This window comes from Stenotrophomonas maltophilia group sp. RY12688 (genome assembly GCF_052149045.1).
Lineage (GTDB): Bacteria > Pseudomonadota > Gammaproteobacteria > Xanthomonadales > Xanthomonadaceae > Stenotrophomonas > Stenotrophomonas sepilia.
In genome coordinates this window covers 907,496-920,399 of the sequence record NZ_CP197389.1, presented here as the reverse complement: position 1 = coordinate 920,399, position 12,904 = coordinate 907,496, and the positions used below count along the sequence as shown (strand labels likewise).

Here is a 12,904-nt window from a genome sequence, read left to right as displayed (position 1 = left end):
AAATAAAAGAGGCAGCCAGAATGGTTTTGCCGAAAATGCATATCGCTGCATGTGGCGGAGAATCCATTCCCCGCCATGAGTAAATAAATTCAGCTGCTGGAGAGTTTCATCAGCACCAGGCCGGAAACAATCAGCACCGCTGCACCGATCCGCATCGGGCTGACCTGCTCCCCCAGGAACACGATGCCGACCACGAACGCGCCGACCGCGCCGATGCCGGTCCAGATCGTATAGGCGGTGCCCAGCGGCAGGCTGCGCATGGCCACCGCCAACAGCCAGAAGCTGGCGATCATGCCGATGATGGTGACCACGGTGGGGGTGAGACGGGTGAAGCCTTCGGACTGCTTCATGGACACGGCCCAGACGATTTCCAGCAGGCCGGCAAACAATAGATAGATCCAGGCCATGACGGCCCTCCTCTTGGTAGGGCCAGGCCGTCCTGGTCTTTGATTCCCGATGTGGGGGAGGTCGTTCCTCCTGGCCGGCATTCTAGCAACGGGAGCCACGCCCGGCCGCCGTGGCCGGGAACGGGTTACAGCCGATTCAGTGCGTGAAGCTGGCATCGACGCACCCGCCTGCGCTAGAATGAGCGCCTGCCATCGGCTAGCCGATGTGCGGTCCGGCTGTGGTCTCCGGCGCATCGCGCGCTGCTTCCCCTGATCCGTGAACTGGCCGCCCTCGGGGCGGCCAACGTCTCTATGGTGGCCCCGTCGGCCCCTCGCGACGCTAGGTCGAAAACCCCGCCAGGGCCGGAAGGCAGCAACGGTATCGATCGACGCGGGCGCCGAGGTCAGCCGGCGGGGCCATCGCCTTTTCTGGCGACACCCGGCCCTGGCAGCTGCCAACCCTGGTTGGCGCCCCTCGCCGGGCATGGCCCATCGCTACTGCAGCGCTCGCTCCAGCGCCTCCAGTTCGGCAGCCCGCGCCGTATCAGCGGGCTGGCCGGTCCTGCTCACGGCGGATCCTGCACCAGTACGTGCGGCGCGGTCGGGTCGGCCAGCGGCACGCACTGCCCCGGCTGCGCCACGCGGTGCCCGCGCACGGCCAGCGCTTGGCCATCGGCCACGCTGGCGTAGTGGTAGAGCATCATCCGCGCCTGCAGTTCGATGCTGTACTCACGCTCCAGGTCGTCCACGCCCGTGTGTGACGGGTTGCCATGCAGGCCGCAGTCGTGGGCGATCAGCTCGTTGTCGTTGGCGTAGCGCGCCAGCATCTCCGGAATCGGCCGGGTATCGCCGCTCCAGGTCAGCGCGCCCTGCAGGCGCAGGCCATAGGCCGTCTCCGGCCAGTGATGGCGCACCGGAAACACCTCCAGGCGCATCCCCTCATGCCAGAACGCCTCGCCCACCACGATCAGGTGGAAGGCATCCCAGAAGTTCGCACCGCCCTCGGCCAACACGTTCGGATAGTCAGCAATGCGCTTGTGCAGCAGCGGCACCACCGTGGCAGGCACGTACAGGCGCACCTTGCCGCGCCGGTGCGCATTGAAGAAAGTGTCCACGAACAGGCGCTCGAAGCCGGCCACATGGTCCAGGTGCACATGGGTGACGAACAGCGCCTGCGGCATGTGCCCGTAGTGCGCCTTGAACGCGGTGAGGCCTTCACCGCCGCAATCGATGGTCAGCCACGGGCGACCACCGCGCTCGATCACCGACATCGGCGATCCCAGCTCGACCGCCGACGCATTGCCGACGCCGAGGAAACGCAACGACCAGTCCATCAGGTGCCCCGGTTCCACGCCATGTCATAGGCACGGCGCAGCCGTGCGTAGTCCTTCTGCACATCTTCCACGCTGCGCTCGCCGCGCAGCTTGACCAGCGAACGCAGCAACCGCTTGAGGTTGCGTTCGCGCCAGCCGGTGGCCGGGATGCGGATCACCCCACGGTCGAAATCGATCAGCCAGCCATGGCCACTGCCATCGAACAGGATGTTGTGCGCGTTGAGGTCGGCATGGTCCAGGCCGGCACGGTGGAAACGGGCGATCAGCCGCCCGGTCTCTTCCCAGGGCGCGCCCCGGCCCGCAACCAGTGCGCGGTCGGCCAGCGAGCGCACGTCCTCGATCCGTTCCATCAGGATCGCCGCCCGGTAGCGCAGGCCTTCACGCATGTAGAACGCGGCGATCGGCCGTGGCACTGGCAGCTTCTTCTCGCGTAGCGCGCGCATCAGGCGGAATTCGGCGAAGCTGCGGGTCCGGTCCGAGCCGCGCCAGAGGTACTGGTCGTGGCTGATCCGGGCCGCCATGCCGCCGCGCAGGTAGTGGCGCAGCACGCTGGCACCGAACGGCGCATCGACGAACCAGGCGCTGCCGCGGCCGCCCTCGCCCACCGGGCGGGCCTTGCTGCCCCAGTGCTGGGGCGAGAACAGGCCAATATCGGCTTGCCGCAGCCGCTCGCGGTCGAACAGAATGGCCCCGATGCCGCGACCCTCGCGGCATGGCGTCAGCGCTTCATTGGCGTCGAATGCGACCATTTCATTGAGTCTAACAACACATGGCATCAGCGTCCTCCTCCTTGTGCCTCCTGCGCTTGTCCGCACTTGGCGATGTCACCCACGTGGTGCCCCTGGTGCGCACCCTGCAGGCCGCACGCCCGGACACGCCGATCCACTGGATCATCGACAAAGCCGGCCACAAGCTGCTCGACGGGCTGCCCGGCGTCACCTTCCATGCCTACGACAAGAAGAGCGGCATGGCCGGGGTCAAGGAACTGCGCAGGCACCTGCCACCGGGGCGCTTTGAAGCGCTGTTGCAGATGCAGGTCGCGTTCCGCGCCAACCTGCTGTCGGCCTTCATTCCGGCCGAGCGCCGCATCGGATACGACCGCAGCCGCTCCAAGGACCTGCACGGGCTCTTCATCAACGAGCGTATTCCCGATCGCCCCGGCATCCACGTGCTGGATGCCATCGGCAGCTTCTGCGAGCCGCTGGGCCTGCGCCAGACCGAAGTCAGCTGGGATCTGGCCGTGCCGCCGTCCGCCTTCGAGTGGGCCGCCGCGCAGTGGCAGGACGATGGCCGCCCGGTGCTGATGATCTCGCCCTGTTCCAGCCACGTGCGCCGCAACTGGTACGCCGACCGCTACGCCGCGGTGGCCAACCATGCCGTCCAGCGCGGCTGGCGGGTGGTGCTGTGCGGTGGCCGCAGCGAACTGGAGCGCCACATGGCCGATGCGATCCAGGCGCAGCTGCAGACGCCTGCATTGGACCTGGTTGGCAAGGACACGTTGAAGCAGCTGCCTGCCCTGCTGGCCCGCGCCAATCTGGTGATGACCCCGGACTCGGGCCCGATGCACATCGCCAACGCAATGGGCACCAAAGTACTGGGGCTGCATGCGGCCAGCAATCCGGACCGCAGCGGCCCGTACTCGGACCGCCGCTACTGCGTGGACCGCTACGACGACGCAGCGCGCAAGTACCTGGCCAAGCAGGCCACCGATCTGAAGTGGGGCACCAAGATCGAGTTCGACGATGTAATGGAACTGATTACCGTCGAAGACGGTATCGCCGCCTTCGAACGCTACGTCGCCGACCACCTGGGGTGAGCGGCGGACTGCCCGGGATCACGTGCGCTGCGCGTAATCCTGATAGGACTTCTCTTCCACGTACGCCGAACCCAGCGCCAGGTTGATCGCCTTCTTGATGCGCGCGCGCTCGTCGTTGCGCAGGTAGACACTGCGCGCCAGGTCGATGAAGCCCTGGTCGAACGCCTGCGCCTTCTCCTTCAGGCGGATGTCGTCCTCGATGTCCCACAGCTGCTCGTTGACCGCCTTCAGCTCGGCACGCAGCTTGGCGATGTCCTTCACCGCAGCCGGGTGTGCCATCCAGGTCTGCTCCAGCGCCGACAGCTCCCTGCGCACATTGGCCAGCTTGCCCTCGTCGCTGATGCGCTCGGACTTGATCTGCAGGATCGAGATCTTGTCCAGCAGCTCGCCGAAGGACACGGGGACGAGGATTTCAGCGGTCATCGGGAAAAGCTCCAGCAAGTGATGTGTGCAGTTTAACCCGCGACTGGCGATGGGACAGTTCAGGTAGAGCCACGCCGCGCGTGGATGGTCCAGCCCTGCAGCAAGTGCATCCACCCATGGCGTGGATTTACTGATGCATCTGCTGGAACAAGCCCCTCTGTTGAGGGGCTGCCCCGGCAGGGGCGGGGAGAGGCCGGCAAAGGGAGGGGCCCGAACGTTGCACGGCAACGTTTGGGGAGACGCGCAAAGCGCGTCGCGTCCCGCGCCAGATCAGGACATGGTCACTACAGCGCAACTCGCGCTGTCCATCCACGCATGACGTGGATCTACGGATGCATCTGGAGAAACAAGCCCCTCTGTTGAGGGGCTGCCCCGACAGGGGCGGGGAGAGGCCGGCAAAGGGAGGGGCCCGAACGTTGCACGGCAACGTTTGGGGCGACGCGCAAAGCGCGTCGCGTCCCGCGCCAGATAAAGAAAAAGGGCCGCCTTTCGGCAGCCCTTTTTCTTTATCTGGCGGAGAGGGGGGGATTGTCGGGTGCATCCATGCACCCGACCCTTCCGCGCTACGCGCTCCAGGGCCAGCCTACGGCTGTCCGGTTCTGCTCCTGCAGAACCGTCGAACCCCGTCGGGGGTTCTCATCCCCCCGCATCAGAGGTGTCGATCACTACAACAACCGCCTGCATCTCCCGAACGTTGGCCAAGAAAAAAGCCGCCCAGTGGGCGGCTTTCTTCTTTATCTGGCGGAGAGGGGGGGATTCGAACCCCCGAGGCGCTATAAACGCCTGCCTGATTTCGAGTCAGGTACATTCAACCACTCTGCCACCTCTCCGGGTGGTCCCCGGCGGACCGGGGACGCGCATCATACGAGGAAGTGAGGCCGGCGACAAGTCATTCCGGTCAACGAAGTGAAAATTTCCTGAGTGCATGCCTTGCCGGATGCCTGCAGCCCCCCGATGATGCCTGTCTCCCCAGCAATACCCCGCCCCCGCACCCCATGATCGAATTCGGACACCTCACTCACCCCGGCCTGCGCCGCGAGCTCAACGAAGACACCTACTACGGTGACAGCGAGCTGGCCCTGTGGCTGGTGGCCGATGGCATGGGTGGCCACGCCTGCGGCGAGGTGGCCAGCGCGCTGGCGCGCGAAACCATCGTGCGCGAGATCCGCCGTGGCGCGCCGCTGGCCCAGGCCATCCGCACCGCTGACGAAGAGATCATCCGCGCCTCGCGCCGGCGCAACGACACCCTGCCGATGGGCACCACCGTGGTCGCCGCACGCGTGCAGGGCAATCGCTATGAAGTGGCATGGGTCGGTGACAGCCGCGCCTATCTGTGGCGTGACGGCCAGCTGGCCCAGCTCAGCCAGGACCACAGCGTGGTGCAGGAACTGGTCGCGCAGGGCAACCTGACGGCCGAACAGGCGCGTGCGCATCCACATCGCAACGTGGTCACCCAGGCGCTGGGCGTGACCGACCCGGCGCATCTGAACGTGGCCACCACCAGCGGTGAGCTGCGCCCGGGCATGCAGCTGCTGCTGTGCAGTGACGGCCTGACCGAGGAAGTGGACGACCGCAGCATCGCCCGCACCCTCGCCTTCGACGATGCCAGCGCGCAGGAATGCGTGGACACGCTGGTCGCGGCCGCGCTCGACGGCGGTGGCCGCGACAACATCAGCGTGATCCTGGTGCGCTGCCATTAAGCGGCAGATCCACGCCATGCGTGGATACGGCACTGCCGGCCAGCGTCCGGCAGTACCCCATGCCAGGCATTACGCGCTGGCGGGCTCTTCCACCTTCGGGCCATCCCACAAGGCGTAGCCGGCCTTCTTGCGCAGTCGTTCCAGACGCGCGCTGTGCGCTTCCAGTTCAGACGGGGTGGCCACCACGCGTGGGCGCGGCAGCAGTTTGCTGGTATCGAAGGCCTGCAGCGCGGCACCGGCGCCACCACCGTCATCGTCGCCCATGCCGAAGCCGATCTCTTCCTGGCCCGAGGTCAGCGCGATATAGACGTCGCCCAGGATCTGCGCGTCGAGCAGGCCGCCATGCAGCGCACGGTGCGAATTGTCCACGCCCAGGCGCTTGCACAGCGCATCCAGCGAATTACGCTGGCCCGGGAAGCGCTCGCGCGCCATCACCAGGGTATCGATCACCGTGCAGCGATCGGTGATCTTTCCATACTGCGGGCCCAGCAACGACAGCTCGTTGTCGAGGAAGCCCAGGTCGAACGCCGCGTTGTGGATGATCAGCTCGGCGCCATCGATGAAAGCCAGGAACTCATCGGCGATCTGCGCGAAGTCCGGCTTGTCAGCCAGGAACTCCAGGGTCAGGCCGGTGACTTCCTGCGCGCCCTGTTCGAATTCGCAGTCCGGCTTGATGTACTGGTGGTAGTTGTTGCCGGTCGGGCGGCGCTTGAACAGCTCCACGCAGCCGATTTCAACGATGCGGTTGCCCTTCTTCCATTCCAGGCCGGTGGTTTCGGTATCGAGGATGATCTGGCGCATGGACTCAGTTTACCGGGCTGGCGTCACGGATCTGGATGGCCGCGTTGCGCGCCAGGGTATCCACCCGCTCGTTGTCCGGGTCACCGGAGTGGCCCTTCACCCAGCGCCAATCGATCTGGTGCCGCAGCGTCGCCGCATGCAGGCGCTCCCACAACTCGCGGTTCTTCACCGGGTCGCCGCCGGCGGTCTTCCAGTTCTTGCGGATCCAGCCGGGCATCCATTGGGTCAGACCCTGCCGCACGTACTGCGAATCGGTATAGAGCACGATGTTGCACGGCTCGGTCAGCGTTTCCAGGCCGGAAATGGCCGCCATCAGCTCCATCCGGTTGTTGGTGGTGTGCGCTTCGCCGCCGCTCAGTTCACGCTCGTGGCCCTTGTAGCGCAGCAATGCAGCCCAGCCGCCGGGGCCAGGATTGCCAAGGCAGGAGCCGTCGGTGTGGATTTCAATGGTTTTCAATACAACTCCAGATCAGGTAGCAACGGTGCCGTGCCAACGCACCGGCAACGGTTTCGGCCCGGGCAGGGCCAGCGTTCGCTTTTCAGCATGGAACAGGCAGGCCGCGCGCAGTGGCGACCAACCGCCCGGGCGACGGCTGCCGGCGCCGCGCCAGAGCGGGCCGAGGAAACGCATATCGTCGCACTCCAGCCCGTGGCGGCCGAGCAGCAGGCGGATCCGCTGCGGCGTGCGCACCACCAGCCCGTGCTGGCGCCAGTGCGTGCGGTAAGGGCTGAACGGGTTGAGGCTGCTCAGCCACAGATGGCCGCCCGGCATCAGCACGCGCTCGCACTCATCGAGCAACCGATCAGCGTCAGCTGCGGTGACATGCTGCAACACGACCGCATTGATGCTTTCATTGGCCAGCGGCAGCGGCAACGCACAGCGGGTGTCGCCGGCATAGCCGTGCCCCTGCCGGTACAGGCGCAGGCCGCGCCCGCCAAGCTGCGCATCGTCCAGCCATGCGGCACTAGGCGCGATCCACAGCCAGGGCTGCACCGGCAGCAACGACAGCTGCGGCAGCAGCAGTTGCCGCTCCAGAACGCGCAGGGCTTCCGCCGGTTCGCTGTCGAACCACGGGGTCTGGCTCGCTTGACGGGTGCTCTGCAGCGCGGGCATGGTCCAATTCTATGCGACTGACTGCCCTGCCCGCATTTGCGGACAACTACATCTGGACCTTGATCGACGACGACGGTAACGCCGTGGTCGTCGATCCCGGCGATGCCGCGCCGGTGCTTGCGCTCGCCGATCAGGGCCTGCGCGTGGACACGATCCTGCTCACCCATCATCACGATGACCACATCGGTGGCGTGCCGGTGCTGCAGGCACGTTTTCCTGGAGTCCGGGTGATCGCACCCGTCGAGGAGCGCATCCCCACGGCAACCGAACGGGTCGGCGAAGGTGAACGCGTTCAGGCACTGGGTCAGGCGTTCCACGTACTATCCGTACCCGGGCATACCCGCAGCCACATCGCGTTTCACACTGCTGAACATCTTTTCAGCGGAGATTCGTTGTTCAGCCTGGGCTGTGGACGCCTGTTCGAAGGTACGCCGTCCCAGCTGCTGGCATCGATGCGCAAGCTGGGTACCTTGCCCGCGCAACTGCTGCTTTGTTGCGCTCATGAGTACACCGTGTCAAATGCCGTCTTCGCGCGGCATGTCGACCCCGCCAACGCTGCCTTGCGGCAGCGCCAAGAGGAGGCTTTGGCCATGCGCCGCGATGACCGTTCCACCCTGCCGGTAACCCTGGCCAGCGAATTCGACTGCAATCCGTTCCTGCGTGTGCACACTGCGCCGATCCGCGCGTCGGTGTCGGCGCACCTGGGCCGTGACGTCGTTGACGACGTCGACGTGATGGCCGGTCTCCGGCACTGGAAAGACGGCTTCCGCGCATGATGCGCCGAAGTCTGCCGCTGGCCCTGGGCCTGGTCCTGGGCCTGGCCGGAACCGCCGGCGCCCAGTCGCTGGGCGCTGGCATCGGCCAGAACCTGACCGCCGCCGCGGCCCTGCCGCTGGATCCGGCCGCGTTGCCGGCCGCGTCGGTCCGCAACGGCCAGGAGATCTTCTCCAGCTTCCGCGACGGCCTGGCCGAGCCCACCTGCAATGCCGAGGCCACCAGCCCGCGCTGGCAGAAGCAGTTCGCCCACGCCCCGTCGCGCCTGGCCAACCAGGATGACGATGCACTGGTGCTGTTCGGCTATGTGGTCGAAGAGCTGCGCAAGGCCAACCTGCCTACCGAGTTCGCGCTGATTCCGTTCGTGGAAAGCGGTTACCGGCCCAATGCACGCAATGGCAGCGGCCCGACCGGCCTGTGGCAGTTCATCGCCACCACTGCGCGCAATCACCGCGTGCCCATGGCCAACGGCTACGACGGGCGCCTGTCGGCGGTCGATTCCACACAGGCCGCAGTGCGCTACCTGAAGACCCTGCACGGCATGTTCGGCGGCGACTGGCGCCTGGCCACCATGGCCTACAACGCCGGCGAGTACCGCGTGCTGCAATCGATGCGCAAGGCCGGCATGAACGCGCAGAACGCCAAGCCCTCGGCGCTGCCCGGCCTGTCGCCGGTCACCCATGCCTACGTCGAGAAGCTGCATGCCCTGGCCTGCGTGCTGGAAGATGTGGAAGACCAGCCAGGTGTCATGGCCTCGCTGGACCGCACCGTGCCCGTACTGAAGGACCACACCCTGCCCGCCGGCACCAGCGTCCAGCAGTGGGCCGCACAGCGTGCCCTGGACCCGGCCAGGATCGTCCGCCTCAACCCCGCCCTGGCGGGCGGTGGGCGCGTCTCGTCCGGCACCACCCGCGTGCTGGCGCCGGTCTCGGCCGCCAGCGCGACCGTGGCGGACACCGCCACCGCACTGGTGGCCAGTAGCGTACCTGTTGCCGCCGCCTCGCCAGCGCCACAGGTCGCCAAGACCGTGGCCGCGATCGCCGATCGTCCGCGCAGTCGTCGCCACACCGTGCGGGATGGTGAATCGGCCTGGACCATCGCCCGCCGCTATGGCATGCCGGTCAAGGCGCTACTGTCGCTGAACGGCCTGAGCGGCAGCAGCGTGCTGAAGCCGGGCGCCGTGCTGCGCGTGGAGGACTGAGTCCGGCGCGGCACCGCCGCGCCCTGCCCGCCCCTTTGTTCTGGAGAGCCGAGCCCACGCTCGGCTTTTTTCATGCCTGCGCCCAGCAGGCGCAGTCGAGCATGGCTCGACGCTACGCATCGGCAGGCACAAAAAAGGCCCGGCATTGCCGGGCCTCTCTCATGGGTGCCGCCGCGAGGCTTACAGGTTCGCTTCGGTGGTCTGGATCATGAACTTCTTGCGCATCGCTTCGATGTAGGCCTTGGCTGCGGCCATGCCGTCGATCTGGCTCAGCTGTTCCTTCAGCTGCTTCTGCTGCTCTGCAGTCACTTCCTTGATGTCGCCCGGATTGACCTTGTTCACCGCGAACAGCAGCGCGTGGCCATTGACGTCGACCTTGCCATAGCTCGGCTTGCCTTCAGCCGGCACCGGCGCACTGAAGATCGCGCGGTTGATTTCCGGGGTCGGCACCGGCTGGCTGCGCGGCAGGCCCGGCATCGGGCTCAGCTGCAGCTTCTCGCTGGCGGCCAGCGACTGCAGGGTGGCGCCCGCCTTCAGCTTGGCCAGGATGGCATCGGCCGCCTTGTCGCTGGCCTGGCGCTGGCGATCAGCACGGATCGCAGCGATCACCTGGTCACGGGCCTTGTCCAGCGGCAGGGCCTGTTCCGGGGTGTGTGCAGCCACACGGATGACCACGCTGTGGTTGGTCGCGCCGCCCAGGGCGATCGGGTCACTGGCGGTACCGTCCTGCACCAGCACGTCGGAGAAGGCGGCACGCAGCACGGCCGGGTCAGCGGCGATGCCGCTGGCGGTCGCGCGGGTGATCGGGCCCAGGGTCTGCAGCGGCAGGTTCACTTCCTTGGCGGCGGCCGCCAGGTCGCTCGGGCTCTTGTTGATGGCATCGACCAGGCGACCGGCCAGTTCGTTGAAGCCGCGCTCGCCGTCGGCCTTCAGCTGCTCGGCAGCCAGCGTGTCACGCACTTCCTCGAACGACTTGCCCTGGCCACCGCGCACAGCGGCCACCTTGATGATGTGGTAACCGAACTCGGTCTTGACCGGGCCGATCACGTCACCGGCCTTGGCCGCAAACAGCGCGTCCTCGAACGGCTTGACCATCGCACCGCGCTCGACCCAACCCAGCTCACCGCCCTGGTCCTTGGAGCCCGGATCTTCCGAATTGGCCTTGGCCAGCGCAGCGAAGTCGGCACCGGCCGCCTTGGCTTCGGCAGCGATCCTGTTCGCCTTGGCTTCGGCGCCGTCACCGGTGATCAGGATGTGCGAGGCCTGGCGCTGCTCCGGCGAGGTGAACTTTGCCTTTTCCTCTTCATAGCGCTTGCGCAGGGTCGCTTCATCGGCCGGGGTCGGTGCCGGCAGGTTCGCACCGTTGATCTCGACGTACTCCAGCGACACGCTCTCGGCCTGGCGGAAATCCTTGCCGTGGCTGTCGTACCACTGCTTGATCTGATCATCGGTGACCGGCGCGGTATCGGCCGGTACGGGCGGCAACGCGGCCAGCTCGACGTCGCGGGTTTCGCCCAGCAGCTTCAACAGGCGCTCGGTCTCGGCCTGGGTGACGAAGCCGGAGCTCTGCAGGCCCGATGGGATCACCGACTGCTGCAGGCTCTCACGCACCAGTTCCTGGAACTGGGTCGGGGTACGCGGCGGATTGCCACCGGCCAATGCCAGCCGGTAGTTGTTCTCGTTGAACTTGCCGTTCGAATCGAGGAACGCCGGCATGGTCGCGATGTATTCGCGCACAGCGCCGTCGCCGATCACCACGCCCGCCTGTTCACCGACCAGGCGCACGACCTGTTCGTCGATCAGCTGATCGAGCACGGCCATCTTGTTCTCGGTGCTCTCGAACGCGCGCGGGTCGAAGTTGTCGCCCTGCTGCTGGCGCTCACGCATGCGCTCCTGCTCGAAACGCGTGCGGAAATCCTGCGAGCTGATCTCATGGTGCTGCCACAGCATGCGCACCGGCCACCACGACGGCGCCGAACGCCACCAGGTGGGCGGCGCGGAAACCTTGGCCACGTTCTGTGCGCCAACGCCACCGAGGTAGCTGTTGTCGATCACGAACAGGAACGGAATCATCAGCAGCCCCAGGATCACGGTGACGATCCAGCCTGAGGTCTTGTCGCGGAGTTTCTGCAGCATGGTGAGGAATCACAAGGCCTGATTGGCGAGCCCGGCAGTGTAACCCGCTTCGCCGCAGGGACCAAAAGCAGCACCGACGCGGCCTGCGCCCACTTGCGCAGGCACGCACCATCAGTGCATCGGCCAACTCCATCCTGGCGCAAAGAAAAAGCCCCCGGCTTGCGCCGAGGGCTTTTAGAGTTGGCGGAGCGGACGGGACTCGAACCCGCGACCTCCGGCGTGACAGGCCAGCATTCTAACCAGCTGAACTACCGCTCCGCGCTTGAACTTTGCAGGTGCCCAGTATATCCGAAGACTCGCTGGAAACCCAGCCCGATGAACACTTTTTTCAAAGTTTTTTCACAGGGACTTAAGAAGTCTGCAATGGCGGAGCGGACGGGACTCGAACCCGCGACCTCCGGCGTGACAGGCCAGCATTCTAACCAGCTGAACTACCGCTCCGTTCTTGCAAAGACTTTTCGCCTTCCTCCCGAACCTCTCGGTGAGAAGACAAGGCCCCCAGCCTTGAACCGGGGGCCTCGATGTACTGGCGGAGCGGACGGGACTCGAACCCGCGACCTCCGGCGTGACAGGCCAGCATTCTAACCAGCTGAACTACCGCTCCGCGTTGTTACTTTTTTGCTTTCAGCCGGCCTGGACCGGGGAGAAAACAAAGCCTCCAGCTTTTGGCCGGAGGCCTCGTTGAATGGCGGAGCGGACGGGACTCGAACCCGCGACCTCCGGCGTGACAGGCCAGCATTCTAACCAGCTGAACTACCGCTCCACACTCAAACTTTTACCGCGGTGCTGTGGTGGGTGCTGAGGGTTTCGAACCCCCGACCCTCTCCGTGTAAAGGAGACGCTCTACCGCTGAGCTAAGCACCCCAGCGAGCCGCTTAGTTTACAGCATCCTTCAGGGCCTTGCCAGCCTTGAACGACGGATTCTTCGAAGCAGCGATCTTGATGGTGTCGCCGGTCTTCGGGTTGCGGCCGGTGCGGGCAGCACGGTCGCGGACCTGGAAGGTACCGAAGCCAACCAGGGTGACCGCATCGCCGTCCTTCAGCGCCTTGGTGATGGCAGCAACGACGGCATCGACAGCGCGGCTGGACTCTGCCTTGGTCAGGTCGGCAGCTTCAGCAACGGCATCGATCAATTCGGTCTTGTTCATTCTCTACAACTCCTTTGGCGGTGGGTTCCGCTTATTCGACAGGGAAGCAACCGCACGCCATCTGCATGCGG

Annotated in this window: 13 protein-coding genes, 6 tRNA genes and 1 other RNA gene; 5 read left to right on the top strand and 15 right to left on the bottom strand. The window is 65.9% G+C overall.

The window, feature by feature from the left end; genetic code table 11:
* Positions 1–89: 89 nt before the first annotated feature.
* Positions 90–407 carry a DMT family transporter gene (locus tag ACS0OT_RS04235; RefSeq protein WP_005415486.1) on the bottom strand — a complete coding sequence of 106 codons (318 nt, stop codon included), beginning with the start codon at positions 405–407 and terminating at the stop codon, positions 90–92.
* A gap of 300 nt (positions 408–707) precedes the next feature.
* On the opposite strand from ACS0OT_RS04235, the gene ffs reads away from it, so the two are divergent.
* Positions 708–804, top strand: an RNA gene (gene ffs, locus ACS0OT_RS04230) — signal recognition particle sRNA small type.
* Between the two features lie 148 nt (positions 805–952).
* Here ffs and ACS0OT_RS04225 read toward each other — a convergent pair.
* Together ACS0OT_RS04225 and ACS0OT_RS04220 are read right to left on the bottom strand one after the other, a co-directional pair.
* Positions 953–1,720 (bottom strand): MBL fold metallo-hydrolase, encoded by a 768-nt coding sequence (locus tag ACS0OT_RS04225; protein ID WP_005415485.1) that lies wholly within the window; start codon positions 1,718–1,720, stop codon positions 953–955.
* Positions 1,720–2,469 carry a 3-deoxy-D-manno-octulosonic acid kinase gene (locus ACS0OT_RS04220; protein ID WP_005415484.1) on the bottom strand — a complete coding sequence of 250 codons (750 nt, stop codon included), beginning with the start codon at positions 2,467–2,469 and terminating at the stop codon, positions 1,720–1,722. The genes ACS0OT_RS04225 and ACS0OT_RS04220 overlap by 1 nt, the downstream gene beginning before the upstream one ends.
* 20 nt (positions 2,470–2,489) lie before the next feature.
* On the opposite strand from ACS0OT_RS04220, the gene ACS0OT_RS04215 reads away from it, so the two are divergent.
* Entirely contained in the window at positions 2,490–3,536 is a 1,047-nt protein-coding gene (locus ACS0OT_RS04215; protein WP_005415483.1) for a glycosyltransferase family 9 protein, read from the top strand.
* Between the two features lie 18 nt (positions 3,537–3,554).
* Here ACS0OT_RS04215 and ACS0OT_RS04210 read toward each other — a convergent pair whose 3' ends face one another.
* Together ACS0OT_RS04210 and ACS0OT_RS04205 are read right to left on the bottom strand one after the other, a co-directional pair.
* A complete protein-coding gene (locus tag ACS0OT_RS04210; RefSeq protein WP_005415482.1) occupies positions 3,555–3,959 on the bottom strand; it encodes a DUF6165 family protein in 405 nt (134 codons plus the stop codon).
* Between the two features lie 739 nt (positions 3,960–4,698).
* Positions 4,699–4,789: transfer RNA gene (locus ACS0OT_RS04205), tRNA-Ser, on the bottom strand.
* A 165-nt stretch (positions 4,790–4,954) separates the two neighbouring features.
* Between ACS0OT_RS04205 and ACS0OT_RS04200 the strand changes: the two genes are divergently transcribed.
* Positions 4,955–5,659, top strand: a complete 705-nt coding sequence (locus ACS0OT_RS04200; protein ID WP_005415481.1) for a PP2C family protein-serine/threonine phosphatase — start codon at positions 4,955–4,957, stop codon at positions 5,657–5,659.
* 69 nt (positions 5,660–5,728) lie between these two features.
* Here the strand turns inward: ACS0OT_RS04200 and dnaQ are convergent, their stop codons facing one another.
* Genes dnaQ through ACS0OT_RS04185 form a run of 3 tightly spaced genes read right to left on the bottom strand, consistent with a single transcriptional unit; the run spans position 5,729 to position 7,574 of the window.
* Positions 5,729–6,460 (bottom strand): DNA polymerase III subunit epsilon, encoded by a 732-nt coding sequence (gene dnaQ, locus ACS0OT_RS04195; RefSeq protein WP_005415480.1) that lies wholly within the window; start codon positions 6,458–6,460, stop codon positions 5,729–5,731.
* A gap of 4 nt (positions 6,461–6,464) precedes the next feature.
* Entirely contained in the window at positions 6,465–6,917 is a 453-nt protein-coding gene (gene rnhA / locus ACS0OT_RS04190) for a ribonuclease HI (protein WP_005408275.1), read from the bottom strand.
* Positions 6,918–6,929: 12 nt separating this feature from the next.
* Positions 6,930–7,574: a methyltransferase domain-containing protein gene (locus tag ACS0OT_RS04185; RefSeq protein ID WP_164093287.1), complete on the bottom strand. Its 645-nt coding sequence runs from the start codon at positions 7,572–7,574 to the stop codon at positions 6,930–6,932.
* An 11-nt stretch (positions 7,575–7,585) separates the two neighbouring features.
* Between ACS0OT_RS04185 and gloB the strand changes: the two genes are divergently transcribed.
* Both gloB and ACS0OT_RS04175 read left to right on the top strand, forming a co-directional pair.
* Positions 7,586–8,350 carry a hydroxyacylglutathione hydrolase gene (gloB, locus tag ACS0OT_RS04180; RefSeq protein ID WP_065177986.1) on the top strand — a complete coding sequence of 255 codons (765 nt, stop codon included), beginning with the start codon at positions 7,586–7,588 and terminating at the stop codon, positions 8,348–8,350.
* A complete protein-coding gene (locus ACS0OT_RS04175; protein WP_065185795.1) occupies positions 8,347–9,549 on the top strand; it encodes a lytic transglycosylase domain-containing protein in 1,203 nt (400 codons plus the stop codon). Before gloB ends, ACS0OT_RS04175 begins: the two co-directional genes overlap by 4 nt.
* Positions 9,550–9,729: 180 nt before the next feature.
* Here ACS0OT_RS04175 and ACS0OT_RS04170 read toward each other — a convergent pair whose 3' ends face one another.
* The 7 genes from ACS0OT_RS04170 to ACS0OT_RS04140 form a co-directional block, all read right to left on the bottom strand.
* The gene (locus tag ACS0OT_RS04170; RefSeq protein ID WP_065177988.1) at positions 9,730–11,685 is read right to left on the bottom strand and encodes a peptidyl-prolyl cis-trans isomerase; all 1,956 of its coding nucleotides are present in this window, start codon (positions 11,683–11,685) and stop codon (positions 9,730–9,732) included.
* 181 nt (positions 11,686–11,866) lie between these two features.
* Positions 11,867–11,943 (bottom strand) — tRNA-Asp (locus ACS0OT_RS04165).
* Between the two features lie 106 nt (positions 11,944–12,049).
* A tRNA-Asp gene (locus ACS0OT_RS04160) sits at positions 12,050–12,126 on the bottom strand.
* Positions 12,127–12,212: 86 nt separating this feature from the next.
* Positions 12,213–12,289 (bottom strand) — tRNA-Asp (locus ACS0OT_RS04155).
* An 82-nt stretch (positions 12,290–12,371) separates the two neighbouring features.
* Positions 12,372–12,448: transfer RNA gene (locus tag ACS0OT_RS04150), tRNA-Asp, on the bottom strand.
* Between the two features lie 26 nt (positions 12,449–12,474).
* Positions 12,475–12,549, bottom strand: a tRNA-Val gene (locus ACS0OT_RS04145).
* Between the two features lie 11 nt (positions 12,550–12,560).
* Positions 12,561–12,833 carry an HU family DNA-binding protein gene (locus ACS0OT_RS04140; RefSeq protein ID WP_005408270.1) on the bottom strand — a complete coding sequence of 91 codons (273 nt, stop codon included), beginning with the start codon at positions 12,831–12,833 and terminating at the stop codon, positions 12,561–12,563.
* Positions 12,834–12,904: the final 71 nt, after the last annotated feature.

Bases quoted from the DNA above. Each gene is read 5' to 3' on its own strand.
- ACS0OT_RS04170 (WP_065177988.1), bottom strand. From the start codon at position 11,685: ATGCTGCAGAAACTCCGCGACAAGACCTCAGGCTGGATCGTCACCGTG.
- ACS0OT_RS04185 (WP_164093287.1), bottom strand. From the start codon at position 7,574: ATGCCCGCGCTGCAGAGCACCCGTCAAGCGAGCCAGACCCCGTGGTTC.
- ACS0OT_RS04140 (WP_005408270.1), bottom strand. From the start codon at position 12,833: ATGAACAAGACCGAATTGATCGATGCCGTTGCTGAAGCTGCCGACCTG.
- gloB (WP_065177986.1), top strand. From the start codon at position 7,586: ATGCGACTGACTGCCCTGCCCGCATTTGCGGACAACTACATCTGGACC.
- ACS0OT_RS04215 (WP_005415483.1), top strand. From the start codon at position 2,490: ATGGCATCAGCGTCCTCCTCCTTGTGCCTCCTGCGCTTGTCCGCACTT.
- dnaQ (WP_005415480.1), bottom strand. From the start codon at position 6,460: ATGCGCCAGATCATCCTCGATACCGAAACCACCGGCCTGGAATGGAAG.
- ACS0OT_RS04175 (WP_065185795.1), top strand. From the start codon at position 8,347: ATGATGCGCCGAAGTCTGCCGCTGGCCCTGGGCCTGGTCCTGGGCCTG.
- ACS0OT_RS04235 (WP_005415486.1), bottom strand. From the start codon at position 407: ATGGCCTGGATCTATCTATTGTTTGCCGGCCTGCTGGAAATCGTCTGG.
- ACS0OT_RS04220 (WP_005415484.1), bottom strand. From the start codon at position 2,469: ATGGTCGCATTCGACGCCAATGAAGCGCTGACGCCATGCCGCGAGGGT.
- ACS0OT_RS04210 (WP_005415482.1), bottom strand. From the start codon at position 3,959: ATGACCGCTGAAATCCTCGTCCCCGTGTCCTTCGGCGAGCTGCTGGAC.
- ACS0OT_RS04200 (WP_005415481.1), top strand. From the start codon at position 4,955: ATGATCGAATTCGGACACCTCACTCACCCCGGCCTGCGCCGCGAGCTC.
- ACS0OT_RS04225 (WP_005415485.1), bottom strand. From the start codon at position 1,720: ATGGACTGGTCGTTGCGTTTCCTCGGCGTCGGCAATGCGTCGGCGGTC.